This is a genomic window from Nocardia sp. NPDC102475, assembly GCF_055584605.1.
In genome coordinates, this window is sequence record NZ_JBVJLS010000004.1 from 265,110 (window position 1) to 291,450 (window position 26,341).

A 26,341-nucleotide genomic window follows, 5' to 3' on the forward strand; every position below is an offset into this window, starting at 1 on the left:
TCGACCTACTCGGTCCCGGACTTGCCGATCTGGAAGTGGACGTGATCGATATGGGCCGCGCGACCGGACGTGGCCGGGAGCGGATGGTCGTCCGGATGGTCGGGATGCAGGATGAAACTCGGATCGCCGATGCCGGAGATGGCGGTCGCGGGATCGGGACTGTCCGAGCAGTCCTGCCATTCACCCGCCGCGAAATCGTAGACGCTGCGGAAGAAGTCGGCGACGAACAGATCGCCGTCCGGATCGCCGAGCGGACTCGCATCGGGTTCGTCGAGTCGGTAGCGCACCCGGGATCCGGTGCCGCGCGGCCATGTTCCGCCGGGTGTCACGGCGGTCTCGACGGTGCCCCAGTGCGCTGCCACGGTGATTCTGCGCGATACGTCCCCGACCGGCATGGTGACACCGGCGAAATCCACGGCGCGGCCCTGGCCGTGGCAGTCGTCGGAATGCGTTCCGCGGCCGTCCACTCCGAGGGTGTGCAACTCGGTGACGCCGAAATTTGCGGACAGGAATCGGCAGAATCGCACCAGTGCCAACGCATTTCGTGAATCGAGGTGTTGCGGTGCCACCGGGGTGTTGCCGTGGCGGATGACCACCCCGGCGAGACTGCCCGGAAGCGGCCGGCCGGACTGTGGGTCGAAACCTGCGAATCCGACCAGAGCCGGTGACGCGGGCCCGTCGAAACGGATCAGGTCATCGTTCGCGAGACGTTCGAGCTCGGCGAACGCGCGGTCCTTACTCATTGCTCGGGCCGGTTCCGACACCACGCACCTCCTGTGCATCTGAAATCGATACGTCGACGCAGTTCGGTGACGTCGCGTCAGCATCCGGCACCGACGCGGGAAGAACACGAGTAGTCCGCTACTCGTGTTCTCCTCGGCCGCATCCGGTCGCATTCGCACCGGTTTCGGGTGTTCAACTGCGGCGATGTGCGCAAACGGGCGGTGGCTCAGTGTTCGCGGGCCAGCGCGCGGTAGCTGAGATTCCACACCCACTCGACCGGACCGCGCTCGAACCGGCGCAACCACAGGTGCGCGAGAGTGACGATGATCAGCGCGACCAGCAGGTAGATACCCACGGTGAACGGCACCCGAGCCTCCGGGGAGACGCGAGCCGCAAGCCCGAAACCCCACCCGTAGCACAACACGGAAGCGACCAGATTCTGCAGGATGTAGCAGCTCAGGGCCATCCGCCCGACCTCGGTGAGCCGCCTGCCGACGAATCCGACCCGCGGACGACGCAGGTAGAACTCCGCCACCAGCGCGAGCAGGCCGAAGGCGACGAACGGGGCGGTGCCGTACCTGGTCAGCAAGACCAGATCGCCGCCGAGCACACCGACCGCCAGATCGATCGGCGCGGCAACAGCGAATCCGATGATCATGAGCCGCCTACGTATCCGCGCACCCTCCGGTCGGAACACTCCCGCCCGGAACAACTGCGCACCCGCGAGGAACAGCGCGATCGACATCGGGAAGACGAAGATCGGCTCGATCCGGAACATGCCCGCGTTCTCCAGTCGGAACAGCACCAGATCCCAGAACGACCCGTCCGCATAGGGATTCGGATCCAGCGGCGCGCGCGGCGTCGAATCCTGTTGGTTCGCAAAGGCCATCGCGATGCCGATGAGTGTCAGCACGGCGATATGGAATCCGGCCGCGATGGTCAGCCAACGATGTTGCGCGCGTTCACTTGTCGCGAGAATGAAGGCGACGACCAATCCGGTGACGGCATAACCCGTCAGCACATCGAATTCCGCGACGAACACGAAGTTCAGCACACCGTCGAGGAACAGCAGCCCGGCCCGCCACGGATAGCTGCCCGGCCACCGTCGACCGGCCCGCACCGCCGAGCCCTGCTGGATGGCCAGGCCGATACCGAACATGATGGTCAGCAGCCCGAGGAACTTGCCTTGCGCGAGTTGCTGCAGTACTCGCTCCGACCACATCCAGCCGGTAGCCGGGCTGCCCAATTCGTCGATGTATCCGACGATGCCCTCGGGATGGGTGAGGATCCAGATATTGGTGCCGAGCGTGCCGAGGATCGCGATGCCGCGCAATACGTCCAGGGCGACCAGCCGCGCGGGATTCTTCGGCTGGGTGACGCTCGGTTCATCCGACTTGCGGTGGCGCCCCGTGATTTCGGCGATCGAATCGGTCATATTCCGAATATCCCGGCCGACACGGCCTGCCCGTATCCTCCGGAAGTACCACCATCGGTATGACATCGAGGTCACCCGAGATGGCCGATGCCGCCGGTCTCGACCGGCGGCTGGCATGCGTCGCCTAGGCTCGACGGTATGCAGCGCATCATCGGTATCGAGGTCGAATACGGCATCTCCACACCCACCGAGCCGTCGGCCAACCCGATTCTCACCTCCACCCAAGCGGTTCTCGCGTATGCCGCCGCGGAGGGGGTACCGCGCGCGAAGCGCACGCGCTGGGATTACGAGGTGGAATCGCCGCTGCGCGACGCCCGCGGCTTCGACCTGAGCCGGATGAACGGTCCGGCTCCCGTGATCGACGCCGACGAGGTCGGCGCGGCCAATATGATCCTCACCAACGGCGCCCGGCTCTACGTCGACCATGCCCATCCGGAGTACTCCGCACCCGAGGTCACCGATCCGATGGATGCGGTCATCTGGGACAAAGCCGGCGAACGGGTCATGGAGGCGGCCGCGCGGCACGCGTCGAGTGTGCCGGGTGCGCCGCGGCTGCAGCTGTACAAGAACAACGTCGACGGTAAGGGCGCCTCCTACGGCACCCACGAGAACTACCTGATGAGCCGTGACACCCCGTTCAACCAGATCATCGTCGGGCTCACCCCCTTCTTCGTCTCACGCCAGGTGATCTGCGGTTCCGGCCGGGTCGGTATCGGCCAGTCCGGTGATCACGCCGGATTCCAGCTGTCTCAGCGCGCCGACTACATCGAGGTCGAGGTCGGTCTGGAGACCACGCTCAAGCGCGGCATCATCAACACCCGCGACGAACCGCACGCCGATGCGGACAAATACCGCCGCTTGCACGTCATCATCGGCGATGCCAACCTCGCCGAAATGTCGACCTACCTCAAGGTCGGCACCACCGCGCTGGTGCTGGATCTGATCGAGGCGGGCGAGGATCTGTCGGACCTGCAGCTTGCCCGCCCGGTCACCGCCGTCCACCAGATCAGCCATGATCCGACCCTGCGCGCCACCGTCGCGCTCACCGATGGTCGTGAACTCACCGGGCTGGCGCTGCAACGCATCTACCTGGACCGGGTGGAGAAGTTCGTGGCCCGCAGCGGCAACGACGACGAGCGCGTCAAGGACATCCTGGAGAACTGGGCCAACGTGCTGGATCTGCTGGAACGCGATCCGATGGAATGCGCCGATCTGCTCGACTGGCCCGCCAAGCTGCGCTTGCTCGAGGGGATGCGCAAGCGCGAGGGTCTGAGCTGGGCCGCGCCCAAACTGCACTTGATGGACCTGCAGTACTCCGACGTCCGCCTGGACAAGGGCCTCTACAACCGCCTGGTCGCGCGCGGCTCGATGAAACGCCTGGTCAACGAGCAGCAGGTGCTCGACGCGATGACGAAGCCGCCGACCGATACCCGCGCCTACTTCCGCGGCGAATGTCTGCGTCGATTCGGTGCCGATATCGCAGCGGCCAGCTGGGATTCTGTGATCTTCGACTTGGGCGGCGACTCGCTCGTGCGCATCCCGACCCTGGAACCGCGCCGTGGCACCCGGGCTCATGTCGGCAAGCTGCTCGACGGTGTGCATACCGCCGCCGAGTTGGTCGAACAGCTGACCACGTAGCGCTTCTCGGTGAATACGCCCAGGTAGCAACGAATATCGCGATCGCAACGACGACGGAGCGAGTCTTACGAGCGACCCGTTCGCGGCCCGTCTCGCGTCCGAGTCGTCGAAGCGCATGCGACGAAGTCGCGAGTCTCGACGGCTCGGACGCGAGCAGAAGGGGGCCGCGAACACGCCGCGCCCGCGCGGCCAATAACCGAGCACGTTGTCAGGGCGGCTGGGTAGTGTTGATGTACGGGCACGGACATTGCTCATGATCAGGGTCGTGCTCAGAATGGAGCCCTGGTCATGATGAGGACAGAGGAGGTCGGCTGCCATGGCACAAGAGCAGACCAAGCGCGCCGGGGGCGGCGACGAGGACGAGGGTCCGGAGGGCGTTGACGCCGCCGGTCAGGAGCGCCGCGAAAAACTGGCGGAGGACACCGACGACCTGCTCGACGAGATCGATGATGTGCTCGAGGAGAACGCGGAAGACTTCGTTCGCGCGTATGTGCAGAAGGGCGGCCAGTGACAGCAGGTGACCCCTTGCGTCTCCACCCGGGGCACGCCCTCTCGTCATTCACCGAGCACCTGCGCATGCACGCACCGGAACTGTTGCCTGGCAACCGATTCGGCGCGATCGACGGTGCCACCGGAATCTCCGGTGGCACTGCCGCGAAGGACCTGGCTCCGCACGGAACCACCATCGTGGCGGTTTCGTTCCGCGGTGGTGTGCTGATCGCCGGTGACCGGCGGGCCACCCAGGGAAACCTGTTGGCCAGCAGGGATATCGAGAAGGTGTACATCACCGACACCTATTCGGCGGCCGGTATCGCGGGCACCGCGGGCATGGCCATCGAGATGGTGCGATTGTTCGCCGTCGAGCTGGAGTACTACGAGAAGATCGAGGGTGTCTCGCTGACCTTCGACGGCAAGGCCAACAAGCTGTCGAAGATGGTGCGCGACAACCTTCCTGCCGCGCTACAGGGTCTGGCGGTGGTTCCGGTGCTGGTCGGCTACGACCAGCACGCCACCGATCTGGACAAGGCCGGTCGCATCGTGTCCTACGACGTGGTCGGCGGGCGCAGTGAGGAGCGGTTCGGTTACACCGCTGTCGGTTCGGGTTCGATGTTCGCGAAGTCGTCGTTGAAAAAGCTGTACGCCAAGGGAATCGATGAGGATCGCGCACTGCGGATCGCCGTCGAATCGCTCTTCGACGCGGCCGACGACGATACCGCCACCGGCGGACCGGATCTGGTGCGCGGCATCTACCCGACGGCCATCGTCATCACTGACGAGGGCGCCGACGAGGTGACCGAATCGCGGTTGGAGGAGATCACGCGGGCGATCGTTGCCGATCGCGAGGCCGCGGAAGAGGGGAGTGCCTCAGCATGACACTGCCGTATTACGCGTCGGCCGAACAGATCATGCGCGACAAGACCGAGCTCGCGCGCAAGGGCATCGCTCGCGGTCGCAGTGTGATCGTGCTGACCTACGACAAGGGTGTGCTTTTCGTCGCGGAGAATCCCTCCGCGACATTGCACAAGGTGAGCGAGCTGTACGACCGCGTCGGGTTCGCGGCCGTCGGCAAGTACAACGAATTCGAGGCACTGCGTCGCGGCGGCATCCTGCAGGCCGACCTGAAGGGCTACCAGTACGACCGGCGCGATGTCACCGGTCGTGGCCTGGCCAACGCCTACGCGCAGACCCTCGGCACGATCTTCACCGATCAGCTCAAGCCCTATGAGGTGGAGATCTGCGTGGCCGAGGTCGGCTACCCGGAACAGTCACCGGAATCGGTGCTGTACCGGATCACCTTCGACGGCTCGATTGTGGACGAGCGCGAATATGTGGTGATGGGCGGTACGACCGAGCCCATCATGACCGCGTTGAAGACCTCCTACCAGCCCGGACTCGATCTGGCCGGCGCGGTCGGCGTGGCCGTGAAGGCCCTGAAGGCCGGGGTGCCCGAGGGTGCCGCGGACAAGGACAAGCGGGTGCTCGGCGTGGGTTCGCTCGAGGTCGCCACCCTCGAACAGGCGCGACCGCGGCGGGCATTCCGCCGGGTCGCGGGCGCGGCCCTGGACCAGTTGTTGAACGGCGGCAAGTCGGCGAGCAAGGCCGAGGCGGCGCCCGCCGAGGCGAAGTCCGAGGATGCTCCCGAATCGGAGTAGTCCACCACCATCGTTCGACTGCGAAGGCCCTCCCGATTTTTCGGGAGGGCCTTCGTTTCGGCCGGTAGTTTTCCGCCGAACATTTCGCTCACGTGCGAAATCGTTGTGAAGACGTATGCACCGGGGTTGTCCGCAGCCCCACGCGAGTACATGACATGGCTGTAATGTCGATAGTGTGCAGCGACGAATCATGGGGATCGAGACCGAATTCGGTGTGACGTGCACCTTCCACGGACACCGTCGGCTCAGCCCCGACGAGGTGGCCCGGTATCTATTCCGCCGGGTAGTTTCCTGGGGCCGTAGCTCTAACGTGTTCCTCCGCAACGGTGCTCGGCTCTACCTCGATGTCGGGTCGCATCCGGAGTACGCCACCGCAGAGTGCGACAACTTGGCGCAGCTGGTCACTCACGACCGGGCCGGTGAGCGCGTGCTGGAGGAGTTGCTGATCGACGCCGAACAGCGCCTCGCGGAGGAAGGCATCGGCGGCGACATCTACCTGTTCAAGAACAACACCGACTCCGCGGGCAACTCCTACGGCTGCCACGAGAACTTCCTCGTCGTGCGGGCCGGCGAGTTCTCCCGGATCTCGGATGTACTGCTGCCGTTCCTGGTCACACGTCAGCTGATCTGCGGTGCGGGCAAGGTACTGCAGACGCCGAAGGCGGCCACGTTCTGCCTGTCCCAGCGTGCCGAGCACATCTGGGAGGGCGTCTCCTCGGCGACCACCCGCTCGCGCCCGATCATCAACACCCGCGACGAGCCGCACGCCGACGCGGAGAAGTACCGGCGTCTGCATGTGATCGTCGGCGACTCGAACATGTCCGAGACCACCACCATGCTGAAGGTCGGCACGGCGGCGCTGGTGCTGGAGATGATCGAGGCGGGCGTCTCGTTCCGCGATTTCGCCCTGGACAACCCGATCCGCGCCATCCGCGAGGTCAGCCATGACCTGACCGGTCGTCGTCCGGTCCGGCTCGCCGGCGGACGCCAGGCGAGTGCGCTCGACATCCAGCGCGAGTACTACGCCCGCGCCGTCGAGCACCTGCGCAACCGCGACCGCGACCCCAATATCGACCAGGTCGTCGATCTGTGGGGCCGCACCCTGGACGCGGTCGAGGCGCAGGACTTCGCCAAGGTCGACACCGAGGTCGACTGGGTGATCAAGCGCAAGCTGTTCCAGCGCTACCAGGACCGCTACGGCATGGAGCTCTCCGATCCCAAGATCGCCCAGCTCGATCTGGCCTACCACGACATCAAGCGCGGCCGCGGCGTCTTCGACCTGCTGCAGCGCAAGGGTCTGGCCAAGCGCGTCACCGAGGACGAGGCCGTCGACGCCGCCGTGGACACCCCGCCGCAGACCACTCGCGCCAAACTGCGCGGCGATTTCATCACCGCCGCCCAGGAAGCGGGCCGTGACTTCACCGTCGACTGGGTGCACCTCAAGCTCAACGACCAAGCCCAGCGCACGGTCTTGTGCAAGGACCCGTTCCGCTCCGTCGACGAACGGGTGGATCGGCTGATCGCCTCGATGTAAGCGCTACTCCCCGGCGAGGTAGCGCTCGACGGTCTCGACCTTCGAGGTCATGGCGTCGGTGACGCCCGGACGGATATCGGCTTTGAGGACGAGGCTGCAGCGGGGCGCGGTGGCGAGGATGGCGTCGGTCGCGGCTTTGACCACGGCCATGACCTCGTCCCATTCGCCTTCGATCGTGGTGAACATGGCGTCGGTGCGATTGGGCAGACCGCTGGCCCGCACGATGCGGACGGCTTCGGCGACGGCTCGGCCGACGTCGACGCCCTCGCCGAGCGGTGTGACCGAGAACGCGATGATCATGGTTCCATGATGGCCGAGCGCGAACCGGATCGGGGTGAATCGCGCGCCGACGCGCGGTCGCGGCGGGTGGCCGATTACCCTGTGTCGAGTGGCGATATCCAAGGTCGAGCGGCTGATGAATCTGGTCATCGCGCTGCTGTCGACCCGGCAATTCCTGACCGCGGAGCGGATTCGGGACAGCGTCGCGGGGTACGAGGATTCGGCCAGCGACGAAGCGTTCAGTCGAATGTTCGAGCGCGATAAGAACGAGCTGCGTGACCTGGGGATTCCCTTGGAGGTCGGGCAGGTCAGCCGATTTTCGACGGTGGAGGGCTATCGGATCAACCGTGACGCCTACGAACTACCCGATATCGATCTGACCAGCGAGGAAGCGGCAGCGGTCGCGGTCGCGGTGCAGATGTGGGAGTCGCCGGAGCTGGCGGCCGCGGCCGAGGGCGCGCTGTTGAAGTTGCGTGCGGCCGGGATCCACGTCGAAACCGATGCCGCGGTGGCCTCGGTACCCGCGGTCCCCGCGCGCACCCGTGGCTCGGATGCGGTGCTCGGCAAGCTGTTGGCCGCGATCGATGCCGGTCAGGCCGTGCGGTTCGAACATCGGGGTGCGATCAACGAGCCCTATGTCATGCGTGATGTCGAGCCGTGGGGTGTGGTCACCCACAACGGCCGCTGGTATCTGGTCGGACACGATCGGAACCGGGATGCGGTCCGCAGCTTCCGGCTATCACGCATCGGCGACGATGTGACCGCCTACGGCCCGCCCAATGCGGTCGGCAAGCCCGAGGGCGTGGATCTGCGTGCGATCGTCGGCACGGTCACCGGCAGCGCCCCGGTGACCGGCACCGCGACGGTGTGGGTGGCCGATGGCCACGGCCGCGAGATCCGCCGACTCGGACCCGTGCTGGAAGAACGCACCATCGGCGAACGCCACGGCATGGTCGTCGAATTGCCCATCCGATCCCGAGATTGGTTGGCGCGCTTGATCACCGGACTCGGTCCAGATGCCGTTGTGCTCGCACCGGAGGAACTGCGCGCGGATGTGATGGCACGATTGCGTTCGGTCTTCGACCACACGGAGGTCACCGCATGAGTGAGCGTAGCGAGCGGACGACAGGCACAGCCGAGCGCAGTCGACTTTCGGTTCGGCTCTCACGGCTGCTCAACATGATTCCCTATTTCATCGCCAATCCGGGGATCAGTGCCGCCGAGGCCGCCGCCGATCTCGGCGTGACCACCAAGCAGCTGATGAGCGATCTCAACCAGCTGTGGATGTGCGGCCTACCCGGTTACGGACCGGGCGATCTGATCGACCTGTCGTTCTCCGAGGAGAGCATCGAGGTCACCTTCTCGGCGGGCATCGACCGGCCGTTGCGGCTGACCTCCACCGAGGCGACCGCATTGCTGGTGGCGCTGCGCTCGATCGTGGATATGCCGGGCATGGTCGATCCGACCGCGGCGCATGCGGCGATCGCGAAACTGGAATCGGCCATCGTCGGCGGCAAGACCGTCGACGAGGCCCGCGAACACCTGCCGACCGAGGCGCCGGCGGTCTCGACGGTGCGTTCCGCGCTGGCCCGCCAGCGCGCGCTGCGCCTGGTCTACTACTCGGCGAGTCGCGATGTCGTATCCGAGCGCGTCGTCGATCCCATTCGTATTGTCCTGGTGGACAACAACAGTTACCTGCAGGCCTGGTGCCGCGAGGCCGAAGGAGTGCGACTGTTCCGCTTCGATCGGATCGAGGCGGCCACCGAACTCGACGAGCCCGCCCGGCCGCCGAGCCATGCGACCGCGGAGGCCGCCGCGCTCGACCTGTTCCAGGATGATCCCGCGGTTCCATTGGCGCGCTTGCGCATTCGCGGCGATTACGGTTGGGTGCTCGATCAATATCCGATGCATCGGATGGCGGTGCACCCGGACGGCAGCATCGAGACGACCATGCGCTTCGCCACCATGGACTGGATGGCGCGGCTGCTGCTCGGCTTCGGTTCCGGCGTCACGGTGCTCGGCCCACCCGAATTGATCACCGCGGTGCGCGAACGCTCGAACGCCGCGCTGGCCGCCTACGAAGCGGCCGGTTACCTGGAGACCAGATGAATCGCACGGAGGCTGGAACGGCGTGAGTGAGGTGGTGGCACCCGCTCGGGTGCTGGTCCTGGGCGCCGGAAGTATCGGGTCCTTTGTCGGTGGAAAGCTGGCGGCGGCCGGCGCCGATGTCACATTCGTCGGCCGGCAGCGGGTGCTGGACGAGATCAGCGCATCCGGGCTGCGGCTCACCGACCTCGACGGTGGTGACGTCGCGGTGGCGGGGGATGCGGTGCGGGTGTCGACCACGCCGGAGGATGTCGGGTCCGCCGATCTGGTGCTGGTCACGGTGAAGTCGGCGGCGACCGCGGCGGCCGTGCGCGATCTCGACGGCAAGATCCGGCCCGGCACCGTGGTGCTGAGCCTGCAGAACGGGATCGGCAACGACGCGGTGATCCGGGAGATTCTGCCTACCTGCGTGGTGCTGGCGGGCATGGTGATGTTCAATGTCGTGCACCATTCGGACGGCCGGTTCCATCGCGGTACCGAGGGCGGGCTGGCGGTGCAGGACGATCCGGCGCTCGCACAGTTCACCGACGTATTCGCGCGGGCTGGTCTGGCATTGCGGCGGTATCCGGACCTGCTGCCGGTGCAGTGGGCGAAGCTGCTGCTGAACCTCAACAACCCGATCAATGCGCTGTCCGCTCGGCCGCTGCGCGAGGAACTGTCCGACCGTGACTTCCGGCGCTGCCTGGCCCTCACCCAGCGCGAGGCGCTGGCCGCCATGCACAGGGCGCGAATTCGCCCCGCCCGGCTGACGCCGCTGCCGCCGGAGTGGATGGCCCGGCTGCTGACCGTTCCGGACGGGATCTTCCGCCGGATCGCCGCGACCGTACTGGCCATCGATCCGGAGGCGCGCTCGTCCATGGCCGATGATCTCGAACTCGGTCGCAAGACCGAAATCTCCTGGTTGTGCGGGGAGATCGTGAGCCTCGGCGCGATGGTGGGGCTGCCGACACCGGTCAATCAGCGACTCATCGAGCTGATCGTGGCCGCCGAACACGGCGACCGCCGGGACTGGACCGGACCGGAACTGTTGGAGCAACTGCGAACGGCCGACCGTTTCGAGCGACCTGCAAGCAGTCGCTAGCGGTGGGACGATCTTGAACGCCGGGGGCCGCGAACTTCGTGTCGTATAGGTGCGGTTGAACGCACGGCGAACGCGCACCGACGCGGGCGTTCTCGCATGTCATAGTCCGGTAGCATCGGAGCTACCACATTCTTTGGAGGTTTAATTATGGGCAGTCTGAGCATCTGGCACTGGCTGATCATCGCCGCGGTCTTCGTGATGTTCTTCGGCGCGAAGCGTATGCCCGATGCCGCCCGCAGCCTGGGCCGCTCGCTGCGCATCTTCAAGAGCGAAGTCAGCCAGATGCAGAACGAGAGCAGCAGCGCACAGGCAACTGCGGCACCGGTACAGCAACCGGCCGCCGAATTGCCGCAGGCCTCGGCGGTCCAGCCGACGGTCGCGCAGCCGCAGGCCGAGCCCCAGGCACAGCCGAAGTCGCTCTGAGCCCAGCCTTGCCGCCGGGGTGAGTACGAACTCGCTCCGGGCCTAGTGCTGTTGCCCGCCGACCGCTGCGGGCACCGTCGACCCCAGGGGCCAACACACCACCATGCGAATCCCGTTCGATCCCCGGCGCAGTAAGCGCAGGACGAATCCCGACGGCACCATGTCGTTGGTCGAGCATCTGCAAGAGTTGCGTCGTCGGCTGCTGATCTCGATTGCCGCGGTCGTCATCACCACGCTGTTCGGCTTCTTCTGGTACGCGCACACGATCTTCGGCGTCGAAAGCCTCGGTTCACTGCTGACCGGACCCTACTGTTCCCTGCCCGCCTCGTCCCGAGCCGTGCTCACCACCGACGGCGCCTGTCGTCTGCTGGCGACCGCTCCCTTCGAACAGTTCATGCTGCGGTTGAAGGTCGGTATGACGGCGGGCGTGGTACTGGCTGCCCCGGTGTGGCTGTATCAGATCTGGGCCTTCATCACGCCCGGTCTGTACGCGAAGGAACGCAAGTACGCGGTCGGCTTCGTCACCTCCGGTAGCGCGCTGTTCGTGACCGGCGCCGTACTCGCGTATTGGGTTGTCGCGCACGCGTTGAGCTTCCTGCTGAATATCGGCAACAACGCGCAGATCACCGCGCTGAGCGGTACGCAATACTTCAGCTTCATCATCCAGCTGCTCGTCATCTTCGGTGTCAGCTTCGAAATCCCGCTGCTGGTAGTCGGATTGAATCTGGTCGGGGTGCTGCGCTACGACAAGCTTGCCAAGTGGCGGCGCGGAATCGTCTTCGGGCTCTTCGTCTTCGCCGCGATCGTGACCCCGCAGGATCCGTTCTCCATGCTGGCATTGGCGCTGGCCCTGACGGTGCTGTTCGAGGTCGCCATCCAATTCTCCCGGATCAACGACAAGCGCCGCGCACGTCGGGAGGCCGAGGAATTGGCGGCGCTTGCGGATGAGGAAGCCTCGACGATCTCCGGTCCCGAGCCGATCAACCCCGCCGATTCGATCATGGATCCCGCAGAGAAATCGGCGCGAGCTATGCCTACCCACTCCGCCGGCTCCGCCGGCGACCATCCCCCGATGTCGGACTACTCCGATACCCTCTGACCGTGACGTATCACCAGTCGCAGGCGGGCGAGCTGGCAAAGTTCTCCGCCGAGCTGACTTTCGGGTTGGATCCCTTCCAGCGCAATGCCTGTAAAGCCCTCGAGGGCGGGCACAGCGTGCTGGTCTGTGCCCCGACCGGCGCGGGTAAGACCGTCGTCGGCGAATTCGCGGTGCACCTCGCGTTGGCAGCGGGCGGAAAGTGTTTCTACACCACACCGATCAAGGCGCTGTCGAACCAGAAGTTCGCCGATCTGACCGAGCGGTACGGGCGCGACCAGGTCGGACTACTCACCGGTGACCAGTCGATCAACCCGGATGCGCCGGTGGTCGTGATGACCACCGAGGTGCTGCGCAATATGCTCTACGCCTCCTCGGACGCGCTGCGCGGGCTGTCGTATGTGGTGATGGACGAGGTGCACTACCTCGCCGACCGCTTCCGCGGCGCGGTCTGGGAGGAGGTCATCCTGCATCTGCCGCCGGATGTGCGGCTGGTCAGCCTGTCCGCGACGGTCAGCAATGCCGAGGAATTCGGCGCGTGGATGGAAACCGTGCGCGGTGATACCGCGGTGGTCGTCGACGAGACCCGCCCGGTGCCGCTCTGGCAGCACGTCATGGTCGGACGGCGGATGTTCGATCTGTTCGATACCGACTCCAGCGAGCAGAAGGTCCTGGTCGACGAGGATTTGGTGCGCTATATCCGCCACCGTGAGGCGGCGGACAGAATGAACGGCTGGGGTGGACCGCGCGGTCGCGGGGGCAACCGCAACTTCCGGCCGTTGCCGCGGCCGGAGGTGCTGGCCAAGCTCGATGAGGAAGGCCTGCTGCCCGCGATCACCTTCATCTTCAGCCGGGCCGGGTGCGATGGGGCGCTTGCTCAGTGCCTGCGTTCGCGACTGGATCTCAGCCGTGACGACGAGACCGAAGAGATCGACGCGATCATCGAGAAGCACACCGGGGATCTGCCCAAGGGCGATCTGGAGGTGCTCGGTTACTGGGAGTGGCGCGAGGCGCTGCATCGCGGCCTGGCCGCGCATCACGCGGGCATGCTGCCCGCCTTCCGGCATACTGTCGAGGAATTGTTCGTGCGTGGTCTGGTGCGGGCCGTATTCGCCACGGAGACACTGGCTTTGGGTATCAATATGCCCGCGCGGACGGTGGTGCTCGAGCGGCTGGTCAAGTACAACGGCGAGTCGCACGCGGAGCTGACGCCGGGGGAGTACACGCAGCTCACGGGCCGGGCCGGGCGGCGCGGGATCGATGTCGAGGGCCATGCGGTGGTGCTGTGGCAGCCCGAGGTCGACACCAGTGCGGTCGCCGGTCTCGCCTCCACCCGGACCTATCCGCTGCGCAGTTCGTTCCGGCCGGGCTACAACATGTCGATCAATCTGATCGATCGGATGGGCGCGGACGAGTCGCGGGCACTGCTCGAGCGGTCTTTCGCGCAGTTCCAGGCCGATCGGTCGGTGGTGGGGCTGGTGCGCGGGATCGAGCGCAATGAGGGGCAGTTGCGCAAATTGCGCGATCAGCTCGGCGGCGAGGACGGCGGCTTCCTGGAATACATTTCCCTGCGCGAGCGAATCAAGCAGCGTGAACGTCAGATCGCACAGCAGGGTCGGGCCGATCGGCGCGGGGCCGCGGTCGATGCGCTGGTATCCCTGCGGCGCGGCGATGTGGTGGCCATTCCGTCCGGGCGGCGGGCCGGGCTCGCGGTGATTCTGGAGCCGGATGCCACGCCGGGGGATCCGCGTCCGCTGGTACTGACCGAGGACAAGTGGGCGGGTCGGGTATCGGTCGCCGACTTCCCGGTGCCCGCGAAGACGCTGGGACATATGCGGCTGCCGCGCAAGATCGATCACCGCACGGCACGGACTCGGCGCGATCTGGCGTCGGCGTTGCGCAGCACCGGAATCTCGGCGCCGGACCGGCCGCGGCGCGGTGACCGTTCGCAGGCGGGCGAGGACCGCGAGCTGTCGACATTGCGGCGCAGTCTGCGTTCGCATCCGGCGCATGCGCGGCCCGATCGCGAGCAGATGAGCCGGGTCGGCGAGCGCTACAACCGGTTGCTGCGCGAGACCGAGACGATGCGCCAGAAGGTTGCCGCGACCACCAATTCGCTGGCGCGCACCTTCGACCGTATCCTCGGCCTGCTCGAGGAACGCGGGTTCGTGGACGTGGGCGAAGTGACCGCCGACGGTCGGCGGCTGGCCAGGATCTACGCCGAAAGTGATCTGCTGGTCGCCGAATGTCTGCGGCAGGGACTGTGGCGCGGGCTCGGTCCGGCCGAATTGGCGGCGGTGGTTTCCATTCTGGTGTACGAATCCCGCCAGGACGGCGGCTATCTCGGTGCCAGCGGGCCGACCGAACCGATTCGCCGTGCCGTCGGCGCGACCGTCGGGGTGTGGAGCGAGTTGCGCTCCGATGAGGCACGGCACAAGCTGCCGCCCACCCGCGAACCGGATCTCGGTTTCGTGACAGGTGTTTACAAATGGGCGCGCGGCGATGGGTTGGCCGAGTCGTTGCTGGCCAGCGGCGATCAGAACACACCGCTGTCCGCGGGCGATTTCGTGCGGTGGTGCCGACAGGTGATCGATCTGCTCGACCAGATCCACGGAACCGCCGACGATGTGGAGATCGCCGGGACCGCGGCCAAGGCCGTCCGCGCGATCCGACGGGGTGTCGTAGCCGTGGACGCCGCGTAGCCGATTCGATTGTGATTTGATTTCTTTCGCGTACCGACCGTGGCGGAGGAGTCGGACAGGATCGCACCTCATACCGGATCGGTCCTGTTGTGCGACGAGTCTCACGCGGGGGGCTACCGTGTGTATAACGATGCGAGTGGAGGCAACCAGATGAGCGGCCCGTACGGACCGAACGACGCCCCTGGTCCCGGGGAGGGACGCAACGATCCCACCCAGCAGTGGGGCGGACAGCAGGCACCCGGTGCAGCCGGGCCGACCCAGCAGTGGGGTAGCACCCCGCAGGCGCAGCCGACTCAGCAGTGGGGCGATCCGAACGCGCAGCAGCAGCCGTGGGGCCAGCCTAATCCGCAGAGCCAGCCCAGTCAGCCGCAGTGGGGTCAGCCGAACCCACAGAGCCAGCCCAGCCAGCCGCAGTGGGGCCAGCCCCAGCCCAGCCAGCCGAGTCAGCCGCAGTGGGGACAGCAGCCGACACAGCAGGACTGGTCCGCGCAGCAGGGGCAGCAACAGCCCTGGCAGCAGGGCCAGCAGCAGCCGTGGCAGCAGCAGACCCCGCAGCCGAGCAGCGGCGGTAAGAGCAAAGGCCTGTTCATCGGCCTAGGTGTGCTCGCGCTCGCCGTCATCGGCGCCATCGTGGTGCTGGTGCTCGTGCTGACCAGCAAGGACGAGCTCGACCAAGCCGCTGTCCAGGACGGGGTCAAGAAGGTGCTCTCGGATTCTTACGGAATCCAGGACGTCGCCGATGTCTCCTGCCCCTCCGGCCAGCAGGTCAAGGTCGACGCGACCTTCACCTGTGACCTGAAGGTCAGCGGTGAGCAGAAGAAGGTCACCGTCAAGATCACCAAGGACGACGGAACCTACGAGGTCGGCCGCCCGAACTGACGGTTCTTCGGTCGGCAGGTCGGCGAGCGGGCGTCGGTGGGGCGACCCCGTTGCGCGGGCCTAGTAGGCGAGCGCGGGTACGTTGGCGCGGCGACCAGGTACTCCTCAGGTAGGTCCAACTGCTGAGTCGGGCGGCGCACCGCCGAGCTGTTCGCCTGGTGGCGCAGAGGTTGCGACGGCCTCGCACAAGCTGTGCAACCTATGCGAGGTCGTTACCGGGTATGCGAGGCCTCGCGCTTGTGCGTGACGATCGGGTGCGGTCACCCCGAGTGCGCCGCGGTCAGTGCCGCGATCAGACGGGTGATGGGGCTTTCCGCGTTGTAGGCGGTGGCCAGTTCGCGGAGGCGGTCCGGGTCGGCGGGGGCCGTGGGGAGGGTGTCGGGGCAGGACAGCTCCACATCGGCGTCGCAGACCACGCGGGTGACCGGGGCGGCGGCTTTCAGGTAGGTCTCGGCGGCGCGGAGTTTGGCGCGGATGCCCTGGGCCATATCGGCTGCGGGGTCGTCCACCGCCGCGGTGAGCGCGTCGAGGGAGCCGAAGCGGGAGATGAGCATCGCGGCGGATTTCTCGCCGATACCTGCGACGCCGGGCAAGCCGTCGGAGGAGTCGCCGCGCAGGGTCGCCATATCCGCATAGGCAGGGCCCGCATTCTCCAGTGGCACACCGTATTTCGCGGACACCTCGGCGGGACCGAACAATTCGGCCTTGGCCAATCCGCGACCAGCGTAGAGCACGCGCACCGGCGGTGCCGGATCGTCGCGGACGAGTTGGAGCAGATCGCGGTCGCCGCTGACGACCACCACCGGATCGGTGCGCTCGCGGGTGGCCAGAGTGCCGAGCACGTCGTCGGCCTCGAGTCCGATCGCGCCGCCGGTAGCGATGCCCGCCGCAGCGAGCACGTCGAGGATCATCTCAACCTGCGGGGTCAGGGTGTCCGGCACCTCCTCGGCGCCGGGTGCCGCATCGGCGGTGGTGTCGAGACGGTGGGTCTTGTAGGTCGGCACCAGCGCCACCCGGAATGCGGGGCGCCAGTCCAGGTCCAGGCAGACGACCAACCGGCTCGGCTTGTGCTTGGTGATGAGCGAGGCGACCATATCGGTGAAGCCGCGCAGGGCGTTCACCGATCGGCCGTCGGGTGCGGTGATTTTCTCCGGAATCGCGTGGAACGCGCGGAACCACAGGCTCGCGCCATCGAGCAACAGCAGGGGCCCACCGGAAGTCGCAGTGTTCACGCCGCTGAGGCTACCTGTCCGCAACGACAACCTCGGGCGATCGGTATTCGCATTCTGGTTGATATCGGGGGCGGGTAACGTCGCACGGTATGAGCTCGCACACGGAGTCCCGATTCGCGGCGGATGTCTACGGTGATCGACTCGAGCGGGCGGTGCAGTTGATGCGCGCCGCTCATCTGGACGCGCTATTGATCACGCCGGGGCCGGATCTGCGCTATCTCATCGGCTCGGCCGCGGAGTCCTTCGAACGACTGACTTGTCTGGTGATCACGGCCGATGGCGCCACCCCCTCGGTGGTGATTCCGAAGCTGGAACTGGCCTCGCTGGAGGGTTCGGCTGCGGGTGAACTCGGTCTGCAGGTGCTGGATTGGGTCGACGGCGTCGATCCGTATCAGCTCGTGAAGTCGTCGTTGCACGTCGGCTCCCGGGTCGCGGTCACCGATGTCATGCCCGCATTGCATCTGCTGCCGCTGGCCGAATCCGTCAGTGGACTGCCCACTTCGGCCACGCCGGTGCTGCGGGAACTGCGAATGATCAAGGACCAGGCCGAAATCGAGGCACTGCGGCGTGCGGGCGCAGCCATCGACCGGGTGCATGCGCGGATGGGTGAATTCCTGCGCGTCGGGCGCACCGAGGCCGAGGTCGGCGCCGACATCAAGGAGGCGATCGTCGAGGAGGGGCACACCGAGGCGGCGTTCGTCATCGTCGGCAGCGGACCGCACGGCGCCGACCCGCACCACGGCGTGTCCGATCGTCGCATCGAAACCGGAGATGTGGTGGTGATCGATATCGGCGGCCCGGTCGACCCCGGCTACTACTCGGACTCGACCCGCACCTACGTCCTCGGTGCGCCCGAGTCCACCGTGGCCACACAATTCGGGGAACTGGAGCGCGCCCAAGCTGCCGCGGTCGCCGCCGTCCGCCCCGGTGTCACCGCCGAGTCCGTCGACGCCGCGGCCCGAAACCTGTTGACCGAAGCCGGTTTCGGCCCCGCCTTCGTCCACCGCACCGGACACGGCATCGGTCTCTCGGTCCATGAGGAGCCCTACATCGTCGAAGGCAACAGCATGGTCCTGGAACCCGGCATGGCCTTCAGCATCGAACCCGGGATCTACTTCCGTGGCGATTGGGGCGCACGCATCGAGGACATCGTCGTGGTCACCGAAGACGGCTGCGAGTCGATGAACCAGCGGCCGCATGGTTTGACCGTGCTCTGAGCCGGGCTGTGTCTCCGTGACTGCTGGGGTTGCTACCGGCCGTGAATTCGTCGTAAGTGTGACCGCGCTGCGAGCGGCGTGGCGAATGCGAGCACAGTGATGGCGTCCCTGGCTCGATGATTCTTCGCGCCCTGAGATGCGGCGCGGCATGCTGGGGCGCGGCGAAATACCCTGGGATGCAATGACTTCGGGTTCGCGGTCAGGTCGGCGGTGGTTCAGGCCGGGGCGAGGGTGCTGCTGGAGAGTACGCGCTGGACTTGGATGGCGATGACCACGCGGGTCGGGTTCTCGCGGGGTACTCGGTAGCGGCCCGCGTATCGGTCGACGGCTTCTGCGACGTTGTCCGGATCGTCGAGCACCGTAGCCGGACCTTCCAGGGTGATCCAGCGGATTCCGTCCACCTGGCTCACTGCCGCGTAGCCGGAGCGCCGAACATTGCGCACCTTCACCGAGCCGTCGTTGGTGATCACTCGCGCGATCCCGGCTTCCGGATCCCAGGTGAAGCCCACCGCGACCACATGCGGCGTGCCGTCGGCACGCAGGGTGGTCAGGGTCGCGAGGTGTCGCTCGGTGACGAATTCGAGTGCGGCAGTGGACAGCTGTGCGGTGCTGGTCGGCATCCCCTGACCGTAGCGGTATGCGGGCCGCCCGGCACCGGCACATACCGGGTCCGCACGTCCGGTACGGACTGGTCAGTTCGGTGTTTCGTGCGTGCTCGGATATTCTGAGCGCCGAGATCGACCATCGAGGGGTTCAGGGATGCAGAGCACGGATGTCCAGTTGGCCGCTCGATGGTGGCAGTGGGCCATGTCGATTCCGATCGCCAAGAATCCGGTCTGCGACGAGACCGGAGCCTGCGCGGCCGAAGCTCAGCCCGACGATGTCTGGTTCCTCGCCGGAACGTTCGGTGGCAAGGCCAGCCGAAGCTGCACCGTGCCCTACGGTCGCCCGATCTTCTTTCCCGCCTTCAATATTTTCCAGAAGGTCGAAAGGTCGATTTTCCAATTCGGCAGTAGGCCGCCGGTGGCACCGACGGCGAGCGGTCACGCCGAGCTGAACGGCGTCGCATTACCGCTGCTGGAAGTGACCAACCGCGCGGCATTCCCCATCAACCCGGCAGCGGGCGGCCCGTTCCAGGTGACCGGCCGGTTCAAGGCGACGGCATGGGGGCTCTGGTGCAGGCTGGACGACCTGGTCCGCGGCGACTACATCCTCACCTTCGGCGGTGAGTACGAGCCGGGCGGCTTCTGGGTCGAGGCCTCCTATCAGCTCGAGATCGTCTGACCTGGCGGATCGGCACAGCGGGGTGAGGTGAAAGACTGGCGGCATGGGATCGCGTGGAATTGCCGAGGGGCCGGTGCTGGTACTCGGGGGCCGCAGTGAGATCGGGCTCGAGGTGGCGCGGCGGCTGGCTCCGGGCCGTGTGGTGATACTCGCGGCGCGGCGCAGCGCGGAGTTGACGCAGGAGAGTGCGGCGGTTGCGGCAGCCGGGGCGACGGCAGTGCATACCGTCGAATTCGATGCGGACGATACGGCGAGTCATCCCGCGCTGCTGGAGAAGATCGCGGCCGAGTACGGGGGGATCGGGGTCGCGGTGGTCGCATTCGGAGTGCTCGGGAATCAGGCGCGGGCCGAATGCGATCCGGCACATGCGATCGCGGTCGTGCACACCGATTACGTCGCGCAGATCAGCGTGCTCACCATCCTCGCGAATATGCTTCGGACGCAGGGCAGCGGGCATCTCGTCGTCTTCAGCTCGTTCGCGGGCGCGCGGGTGCGGCGAGCCAATTACGTCTACGGTTCGGCGAAGGCGGGTCTCGACGGATTCGCCAGCGGTCTCGCGGATGCCTTGCACGGCAGCGGTGTTCACCTGCTGCTGCTGCGTTGCGGGTTCGTCATCGGCCGGATGACCGAGGGCATGGATCCGGCACCGATGTCCAGCACCCCCGACCAGGTGGCGGATGCGGTCGTGCGCGGCCTGCGTCGTCGTGCCGGTCGGGTGTGGGTCCCCGGGATCCTGCGTCCGGTCATCTTCGCGATCCGCCTACTGCCCCAACCCATCTGGCGTCGGATGCCGCGGTGAACCGCGGTGCGCAGTGGAGTGGGCCGCCGATCGCTGTGGTCGGTATCGGTGCCGACGGGTGGAGCGGGCTCGGCGAGGCCGCGCGCGAAGCGGTCTCGGATGCCGATGTGGTATTCGGATCGGTGCGGCAACTCGAGCTGATTCCGCAGGACGTTGCGGTGGCGCAGCGGGTGTGGCCTTCACCGTTGGTACCCGCACTGCCCGGTTTGTTCGCCGACCGCACCGGTCGGCAGATATGCGTGCTGGCCAGTGGGGATCCGATGTTCTACGGCATCGGGGTGACGTTGGCACGGCTGTTCGGTGCGGATCATCTGCGGGTTTTTCCGCAGGCATCATCGGCATCGCTGGCATGTGCACGGCTGGGGTGGGCATTGGCGGAAACTCCGGTGGTCAGCGCGGTGGGGCGGCCAGTGGAGACGGTGTTGCCCGAGTTGGCGGACCGACGGCGGGTGCTGGTGCTGAGCGCCGACCAGCACACACCGGGACAGCTCGCGGAACTGTTGCGGAACAACGGTTTCGGTGAGTCGATGTTGACCGTGCTCGAGCAGTTGGGCGGCCCGCGCGAACGGATCGTGCGCGATCGCGCGGCGGCATGGGAACTCGCGGCGGGGGACCCGCTCAATATCGTCGCGATCGACTGCGTCGCCGACCCGAAGCACCTGCGTGCGACGCGTGTGCCCGGACTGGCGGATGAGCTCTTCGGCGGTGACGGTCAGCTCACCAAATCCGAGGTCAGGGCACTGACGCTGGCCGCGCTGGCACCCGCGCCCGGGGAATTGCTGTGGGATGTCGGCGGGGGTTCAGGCAGTATCGCGATCGAATGGTGCCGCACGCATCCGAGCTGTCGGGCGGTCAGCTTCGAGCGACTCGAACACCGGCGGCGGCGGATCGCCGACAACGCCGCCGCCCTTGGTGTTCCATACATCGGTGTTTTTGGAGAGATACTCACCGATATCGGAAAATCTACCGACTCAGCACCTCCGGACGCAATATTTATCGGTGGCGGGCTCACTCAGGATGGCGTGCTCGAGACATGCTGGTCGCATCTACGCCAGGGTGGCCGCTTGGTGGCGAATGCGGTGACAGCGGAATCCGAAGCATTGCTACTGAATTGGGCCGCCGAGTACGGCGGTGAACTGCGGAAGTTTCAGATTTACCGGGCCGAAGCCCTCGGCAAGTTCACGACCTGGCGGCCGCAATTGCCGGTCGCCCAGTGGGTAGTTGTGAAACGCGGCTCGGTCTGAAAACCTCGCTTCGCGGGTGAACCGGACTGTAGGGTCGGTGCCCGAGATCCGGACGTTATCGCCGGATCCGCGTCCTACTGGGGAGATTTATGAAGTACAAGAAGTTTGCCGCCACCGCAATGATGGCCGTTGCCGCCACCGGTATTGCGGCGGGTACGTCCGGCGCCGCGCCGGCGGCGCCCGCGCCTGCCGTGCAGAACCAGGCCGCGCCCGTCGCCCAAGGTGAGGACCACGGTGTGAACTACGCGGTGCAACTCGTCGACAAGTCGATCGTCGCGGCGGTCACCGGCGGCGCGTTCAGTCTGGACGCCGACCAGAAGTACGTCACGGTGAAGAACGCCGAGGGTGCGGTCGTCACCTCGATTCCGCTGCAGGCGCAGGTCGGGGACCAGCTGATCCCGATCGCGGCGACCATCGACCCCGCGGGCCAGCAGTTGACGCTGACCCCGGAGGTCGAGCCGACCGCCGCGATCAGCGCCGAGGCCATCTCCTCGCAGGAGTGGTTCTTCAGCGAACTGCAGCGCGCCTCGCTCGGTGCCGTGATCGGCGGCATCATCGGATTCTTCTTCTTCGGCATCGGTCTGCCGGTGGGTGCGTTGATCGGTCTGCTCATCGCGGGTGGTCCGAACCTGATCAATGCGGGCATCGCCTACTTCAGCGGGCAGCCCTGAAAACTCTGATTCTGGGCGGCACCCGGGAAGCCAGGGAAATCGCCCACATCGCCTCCGGCGAGCGAGGATTCGATATCGTCTCCTCGCTCGCCGGTCGTGTTCGCGACCCGCTGCTGCCGGAGGGGCCGGTGCGGATCGGCGGCTTCGGTGGTGTGGAGGGTCTGCGGAAGTGGTTGGCGGACAACGAGATCGCGGCCGTCATCGATGCCACACATCCGTTCGCGGGCACGATCAGTGCGAATGCGGTAGGTGCCGCAACGGATCTCGGTTTGCCGCTGGTGCATGTGCGGCGGCCGGGATGGTCCGAACAGCCCGGTGATCGGTGGATCCGGGTGCCGGATCTCGACGCCGCCGCGCAGGCGATTTCGGAGCTGGGGGAGCGTATCTTCCTGACCATCGGCCGCCAAGGTGTCGCCGCCTTCGCGGGCCTGACGGACCAGTGGTTCTTGATCCGGGCCATCGATCCGCCCACCGGCGCGCTGCCGCCGCAGCACGAATTGCTGCTCGCGCGTGGGCCTTTCTCGCCCACGGATGAGCAGCGTCTGCTGATACAACACCGGATCGACGCGCTGGTCACCAAGGACAGTGGCGGCGATCAGACCGCTGCCAAACTGGATGCCGCTCGTTCGGCGGGCCTTCCCGTGGTCGTCGTCGACCGCCCCGAGCTGCCGCCCGGCGCGGCGGTCGTGGAATCCGTCGACGCGGCGTGGAAGTGGTTGCGGGAGATCGTATACCGCTGATTCAGCGGCCGAGCAGTTCCGGCAGGCGGTCGAACCAGGCGAGTACGGTGCGCTCGTAGCCGATGCCGAATTCGAGGGTGGCGCGTTGATACGCGGACATGTCGGTGTGGTCGTCGGTGAGGTAGCGGTCGAGGCGCTGCTGGTGAACTTCCTTGTTGGCGGCAATGATTCTATCGAGATGATCGGGATCGACGTGCTTGCCGAAGGACAGGGTCAGTAGCAGCGGCACTCGAATGGTCTCCGCCCCGGGGTCACGGGCGATCCATTCGAGGAATGCTTCGCGACCGGCGTCGGTGATCTGATACGGCGTGCGTTCGCGCGCCCCGATCTCCCCTTTTTCGACGAGTCCGGCCGCGTCCATAGCGGCCAGTTCCCGGTAGACCTGGCTTTGGGTAATGGTCCAGAAATCGCCGATCCGGTCCTGGGCCTCGGTCACCAGATCCCAGCCCGACATCGGACCGTCGTGCAGAAATCCGAGCAGCGACGCCGCCGTGGAATTCAGCGTTTTGCGTTGTGTCGAGGTGTTCGCCAATGTACTGCTCCTCTCACTCTCAACGTTCCATAGTGGAATGTTATACGACTCTCGCATGGTTGCTGTCGGGCACCCATGACGTGTCGCTAAGATTCAACTTGTGTCTAAGACGTATTCATCCGCCGAAGTCGCTTATCGCGAGGTCAAGGAACGCATCCTGACCGGTGCGTTACCGGGTGGTGAGCTGATCAGTGAGGGCGAGATCGCCACCGACCTCGGTATGTCGCGGACCCCGGTGCGGGAGGCATTCCTTCGACTCGAAGTGGAGGGGTGGATGCGGCTGTACCCCAAGCGTGGCGCGCTGGTGGTGCCCATTCCGCCCGCCGAGGCCGAACACGTCGTACATGCTCGCTATGTCGTGGAGTCCGGAGCGGTGCGCGCCGTGGTCGCGCAGGAGCGGGCCGCGCTGATCGCCGAACTGCATGACTCGCTGGACCGGCAGCGCGAACTGGCCGCCGCCGCGGACTTCGAGCGATTCGCGGTGGTGGACACCGACTTTCACCGCACCTATGTGGTCGCTGCGGGCAATCCGCTGCTCACCGGCTTCTACGACTCGCTGCGGGAGCGGCAGCGTCGCATGAACAGCGCTGCTCTGCACCGTGGTTCGACCGATACCGCCCGCATTATCGCGCAGCACACGCGTCTGGCCCATCTGATCGAAATCGGCGACGCGGCAGGATTCGCCACCGCGCTCGTGGACCATATGTCCGGCGTGCACCAGTTGGAAATGAGAGGCCTGTAATGGCAACGCTGCTTGCCGTCGACACCCGGTCGGTGGAACCACGGCAGAGTTCGCGGCACTGGTGGGGTGTCGCGGCCGTGATGTTCGCGATCGCCTGGGGCGGAAACGAATTCACGCCGCCGCTGGTGATGTACAAGGGCAACGGACTGCCGGTCACCACGGTGGACCTGCTGCTGTTCGACTATGTGCTCGGCATCGTGCCCGCCTTGCTGATCGGCGGACCGCTCTCGGACCGCTACGGCCGTCGCGCACTGCTGCGACCGGCGCCGTTGATCGGGGCGGCCGGTTCGCTGCTGCTGGCCTTCGGGTCGGGATCGGTGCCGCTGTTATCGGCCGGACGGGTGCTGTGCGGGGTGGCCCTCGGGCTGGCGATGGCGGTGGGAAGCAGTTGGCTCAAGGAACTTTCGCAGCCGCCGTTCGGGCCGGAGCTGGTCGCGGGGACCGGGGCGCGACGCTCGGCGATGAGCCTGACCGGTGGGTTCGCCGTCGGTGCCGGTGTGGCGGGTGTGCTCGCGCAGTGGGCTCCGCTGCCGAATACGTTGGCGTATCTGATCAATGTGATGCTGTGTCTGATCGCGGCGATGTGGGTGGCTCGGGCACCGGAAACGTTATCGGCGCAGCGGAATTCGGGTCGGTTGATCGACGATCTGAAGGTTCGGGCCGCGGCGCATCGCAGGTTCCGGTGTGTTGCGCTGCCGGTCGCGTTGTGGTTGTTCACCTCTGCCGCAACGGCTTATGCGGTGCTGCCCACTCTGATGGTGCCGAAGGTGCACGGTGCACCGATCGCGTTCTCGGCATTGATCACGGTGATCACGCTGGGCTGTGGTTTCGCGATCCAATCGCTGGCGCGCAGGATCGATCGACCGGGCACCGCCCGTGCCGCAGTTGTCGCGCTGGCGTTGGTCGTGTGTGGAATGGCCTCGGCCGCATGGGCTTCCGGCGCATTGGCCTTGGCGCTCACCATCGTCACCGCTGCTGTGCTCGGTGCCGGATATGGGATCGGGCTGGTGGCCGGACTACAGGAGATCGAGCGGATTGCTCGTCCCGACGACCTCGCTGGACTGACCGCGGTGTTCTACTCCGTCAGCTACCTAGGCTTCGGTATCCCCGCGCTGCTGGCATTCCTGCATCAATCTTTCGGCCTGGGATACCCGACAATGTTCGCGGCCGCCGTAGTGGGGGCGCCCGGATGCTTGGCGCTCATCGTTAAGAATTACCGCGCCTGAAGGCCGTCGGGGATGCCGGTCGGCATCCCCGACGAGGCCGCGGTCAGGCGCTCTTCGGCCGGTAGTGCAGCTCGGTCACCCCGCACTCGAATCCGGTTGCGGCGACGAGGTCGAGCCGGGTGGTGCCACGGAAGACCGGCAGGCCCGCGCCGATCGCGGTCGGGTTGACGAACAGGTGCAGGTCGTCGATGAGGTCCTCGGCGATCAGATTCGCGACGAGGGTGCCGCCGCCGTAGACGATGATGTCGCCCCCCGGCTGGGCTTTGAGGTTGTTGATGGTCTCGGCGAGGTCGCCGCCCGCGACGACGGTGTTCTCCCAGGGCGATTCGGTGAGGCTGTTGGAGATCACGACCTTGGGCGTGTTGTTCATCTTGTCGATGGCTACCTGGGGCTCGTGTTCCGGCTTGGAGGCCCAGTGCGGAATGAAGCCTTCGGCGAGTTTGCGGCCCAGCACGATGGTGTCGAATTCGGCGGTAATGGCGGTGACGCGGGCGGCGAGGTCATCGGACCACTGGAACGTCATCCAGTCCATCTCACCGTTCGGGCCGGACATGTAGCCGTCGATGGTGGTCTGCACCTGGAGTTTGAGCTTGCGCATCGGGTTG

General features: G+C 66.3%; 27 protein-coding genes. 20 read left to right on the forward strand and 7 right to left on the reverse strand.

From position 1 onward, the window contains the following. Positions 1-5: 5 nt before the first annotated feature. Both ACZ60G_RS09440 and ACZ60G_RS09445 read right to left on the reverse strand, forming a co-directional pair. The gene (locus ACZ60G_RS09440) at positions 6-764 is read right to left on the reverse strand and encodes a hypothetical protein (RefSeq protein ID WP_465808778.1); all 759 of its coding nucleotides are present in this window, start codon (positions 762-764) and stop codon (positions 6-8) included. A 185-nt stretch (positions 765-949) separates the two neighbouring features. Then, positions 950-2,158, reverse strand: a complete 1,209-nt coding sequence (locus ACZ60G_RS09445) for a DUF418 domain-containing protein (protein WP_465808780.1) — start codon at positions 2,156-2,158, stop codon at positions 950-952. A 138-nt stretch (positions 2,159-2,296) separates the two neighbouring features. Here ACZ60G_RS09445 and dop point away from each other — a divergent pair, with 138 nt between their 5' ends. The 5 genes from dop (at position 2,297) to pafA (ending at position 7,483) form a co-directional block, all read left to right on the forward strand. Next, positions 2,297-3,796, forward strand: coding sequence for a depupylase/deamidase Dop (gene dop / locus ACZ60G_RS09450; RefSeq protein WP_465808782.1), 1,500 nt, complete (start codon positions 2,297-2,299; stop codon positions 3,794-3,796). Positions 3,797-4,112: 316 nt separating this feature from the next. Next, entirely contained in the window at positions 4,113-4,307 is a 195-nt protein-coding gene (locus ACZ60G_RS09455; RefSeq protein ID WP_014351559.1) for a ubiquitin-like protein Pup, read from the forward strand. Next, positions 4,304-5,170: a proteasome subunit beta gene (prcB, locus tag ACZ60G_RS09460; RefSeq protein ID WP_465808784.1), complete on the forward strand. Its 867-nt coding sequence runs from the start codon at positions 4,304-4,306 to the stop codon at positions 5,168-5,170. Before ACZ60G_RS09455 ends, prcB begins: the two co-directional genes overlap by 4 nt. Beyond that, entirely contained in the window at positions 5,167-5,949 is a 783-nt protein-coding gene (gene prcA / locus ACZ60G_RS09465) for a proteasome subunit alpha (protein ID WP_465808786.1), read from the forward strand. Before prcB ends, prcA begins: the two co-directional genes overlap by 4 nt. Positions 5,950-6,124: 175 nt before the next feature. Then, positions 6,125-7,483, forward strand: a complete 1,359-nt coding sequence (gene pafA / locus ACZ60G_RS09470) for a Pup--protein ligase (protein ID WP_218007602.1) — start codon at positions 6,125-6,127, stop codon at positions 7,481-7,483. A gap of 3 nt (positions 7,484-7,486) precedes the next feature. On the opposite strand, the gene ACZ60G_RS09475 is transcribed toward pafA, so the two are convergent. Then, positions 7,487-7,783 (reverse strand): MTH1187 family thiamine-binding protein, encoded by a 297-nt coding sequence (locus ACZ60G_RS09475; RefSeq protein WP_465808788.1) that lies wholly within the window; start codon positions 7,781-7,783, stop codon positions 7,487-7,489. 88 nt (positions 7,784-7,871) lie between these two features. Between ACZ60G_RS09475 and ACZ60G_RS09480 the strand changes: the two genes are divergently transcribed. The 7 genes from ACZ60G_RS09480 to ACZ60G_RS09510 all read left to right on the forward strand — a co-directional run bounded on the left by ACZ60G_RS09480 (position 7,872) and on the right by ACZ60G_RS09510 (position 16,049). Further along, on the forward strand, positions 7,872-8,867 hold the full coding sequence (locus ACZ60G_RS09480) for a helix-turn-helix transcriptional regulator (RefSeq protein ID WP_465808790.1): 996 nt from the start codon (positions 7,872-7,874) through the stop codon (positions 8,865-8,867). Continuing rightward, positions 8,864-9,871: a helix-turn-helix transcriptional regulator gene (locus ACZ60G_RS09485; protein ID WP_465808791.1), complete on the forward strand. Its 1,008-nt coding sequence runs from the start codon at positions 8,864-8,866 to the stop codon at positions 9,869-9,871. Before ACZ60G_RS09480 ends, ACZ60G_RS09485 begins: the two co-directional genes overlap by 4 nt. Before the next feature lie 22 nt (positions 9,872-9,893). Then, complete coding sequence (locus ACZ60G_RS09490; RefSeq protein WP_465808793.1) at positions 9,894-10,949, forward strand: 2-dehydropantoate 2-reductase; 1,056 nt, start codon at positions 9,894-9,896, stop codon at positions 10,947-10,949. A gap of 147 nt (positions 10,950-11,096) precedes the next feature. Then, the gene (tatA, locus tag ACZ60G_RS09495; protein ID WP_465808795.1) at positions 11,097-11,372 is read left to right on the forward strand and encodes a Sec-independent protein translocase subunit TatA; all 276 of its coding nucleotides are present in this window, start codon (positions 11,097-11,099) and stop codon (positions 11,370-11,372) included. A 103-nt stretch (positions 11,373-11,475) separates the two neighbouring features. After that, positions 11,476-12,471, forward strand: coding sequence for a twin-arginine translocase subunit TatC (tatC, locus tag ACZ60G_RS09500; RefSeq protein ID WP_465808797.1), 996 nt, complete (start codon positions 11,476-11,478; stop codon positions 12,469-12,471). Next, entirely contained in the window at positions 12,468-15,170 is a 2,703-nt protein-coding gene (locus ACZ60G_RS09505; protein ID WP_465809167.1) for a DEAD/DEAH box helicase, read from the forward strand. The genes tatC and ACZ60G_RS09505 overlap by 4 nt, the downstream gene beginning before the upstream one ends. Before the next feature lie 150 nt (positions 15,171-15,320). Beyond that, positions 15,321-16,049 carry a DUF4333 domain-containing protein gene (locus ACZ60G_RS09510; protein WP_465808799.1) on the forward strand — a complete coding sequence of 243 codons (729 nt, stop codon included), beginning with the start codon at positions 15,321-15,323 and terminating at the stop codon, positions 16,047-16,049. A 260-nt stretch (positions 16,050-16,309) separates the two neighbouring features. Here ACZ60G_RS09510 and ACZ60G_RS09515 read toward each other — a convergent pair whose 3' ends face one another. Next, positions 16,310-17,281 carry a 5'-3' exonuclease gene (locus ACZ60G_RS09515; RefSeq protein WP_465808801.1) on the reverse strand — a complete coding sequence of 324 codons (972 nt, stop codon included), beginning with the start codon at positions 17,279-17,281 and terminating at the stop codon, positions 16,310-16,312. Positions 17,282-17,370: 89 nt separating this feature from the next. Between ACZ60G_RS09515 and ACZ60G_RS09520 the strand changes: the two genes are divergently transcribed. Next, complete coding sequence (locus tag ACZ60G_RS09520; RefSeq protein WP_465808803.1) at positions 17,371-18,498, forward strand: M24 family metallopeptidase; 1,128 nt, start codon at positions 17,371-17,373, stop codon at positions 18,496-18,498. Positions 18,499-18,713: 215 nt separating this feature from the next. On the opposite strand, the gene ACZ60G_RS09525 is transcribed toward ACZ60G_RS09520, so the two are convergent. Continuing rightward, on the reverse strand, positions 18,714-19,118 hold the full coding sequence (locus ACZ60G_RS09525; RefSeq protein ID WP_465808805.1) for a PPOX class F420-dependent oxidoreductase: 405 nt from the start codon (positions 19,116-19,118) through the stop codon (positions 18,714-18,716). Positions 19,119-19,257: 139 nt separating this feature from the next. Between ACZ60G_RS09525 and ACZ60G_RS09530 the strand changes: the two genes are divergently transcribed. The 5 genes from ACZ60G_RS09530 to ACZ60G_RS09550 all read left to right on the forward strand — a co-directional run bounded on the left by ACZ60G_RS09530 (position 19,258) and on the right by ACZ60G_RS09550 (position 23,236). Beyond that, entirely contained in the window at positions 19,258-19,782 is a 525-nt protein-coding gene (locus ACZ60G_RS09530; RefSeq protein WP_465808807.1) for a hypothetical protein, read from the forward strand. A 43-nt stretch (positions 19,783-19,825) separates the two neighbouring features. After that, a complete protein-coding gene (locus tag ACZ60G_RS09535; protein ID WP_465808808.1) occupies positions 19,826-20,581 on the forward strand; it encodes an SDR family NAD(P)-dependent oxidoreductase in 756 nt (251 codons plus the stop codon). Continuing rightward, positions 20,578-21,825, forward strand: coding sequence for a precorrin-6y C5,15-methyltransferase (decarboxylating) subunit CbiE (cbiE, locus tag ACZ60G_RS09540; RefSeq protein WP_465808809.1), 1,248 nt, complete (start codon positions 20,578-20,580; stop codon positions 21,823-21,825). The genes ACZ60G_RS09535 and cbiE overlap by 4 nt, the downstream gene beginning before the upstream one ends. Before the next feature lie 89 nt (positions 21,826-21,914). Next, complete coding sequence (locus ACZ60G_RS09545; protein ID WP_465808810.1) at positions 21,915-22,496, forward strand: DUF8020 domain-containing protein; 582 nt, start codon at positions 21,915-21,917, stop codon at positions 22,494-22,496. Then, positions 22,493-23,236, forward strand: coding sequence for a cobalt-precorrin-6A reductase (locus ACZ60G_RS09550; protein WP_465809169.1), 744 nt, complete (start codon positions 22,493-22,495; stop codon positions 23,234-23,236). The genes ACZ60G_RS09545 and ACZ60G_RS09550 overlap by 4 nt, the downstream gene beginning before the upstream one ends. A gap of 1 nt (position 23,237) precedes the next feature. Here the strand turns inward: ACZ60G_RS09550 and ACZ60G_RS09555 are convergent, their stop codons facing one another. After that, entirely contained in the window at positions 23,238-23,768 is a 531-nt protein-coding gene (locus tag ACZ60G_RS09555; protein ID WP_465808812.1) for a PadR family transcriptional regulator, read from the reverse strand. 100 nt (positions 23,769-23,868) lie between these two features. On the opposite strand from ACZ60G_RS09555, the gene ACZ60G_RS09560 reads away from it, so the two are divergent. Beyond that, positions 23,869-24,510, forward strand: coding sequence for a GntR family transcriptional regulator (locus tag ACZ60G_RS09560; RefSeq protein WP_465808814.1), 642 nt, complete (start codon positions 23,869-23,871; stop codon positions 24,508-24,510). Further along, positions 24,510-25,736 (forward strand): MFS transporter, encoded by a 1,227-nt coding sequence (locus ACZ60G_RS09565; protein ID WP_465808815.1) that lies wholly within the window; start codon positions 24,510-24,512, stop codon positions 25,734-25,736. The genes ACZ60G_RS09560 and ACZ60G_RS09565 overlap by 1 nt, the downstream gene beginning before the upstream one ends. A gap of 43 nt (positions 25,737-25,779) precedes the next feature. Here the strand turns inward: ACZ60G_RS09565 and ACZ60G_RS09570 are convergent, their stop codons facing one another. After that, entirely contained in the window at positions 25,780-26,334 is a 555-nt protein-coding gene (locus tag ACZ60G_RS09570; RefSeq protein ID WP_465808816.1) for a dihydrofolate reductase family protein, read from the reverse strand. Positions 26,335-26,341: the final 7 nt, after the last annotated feature.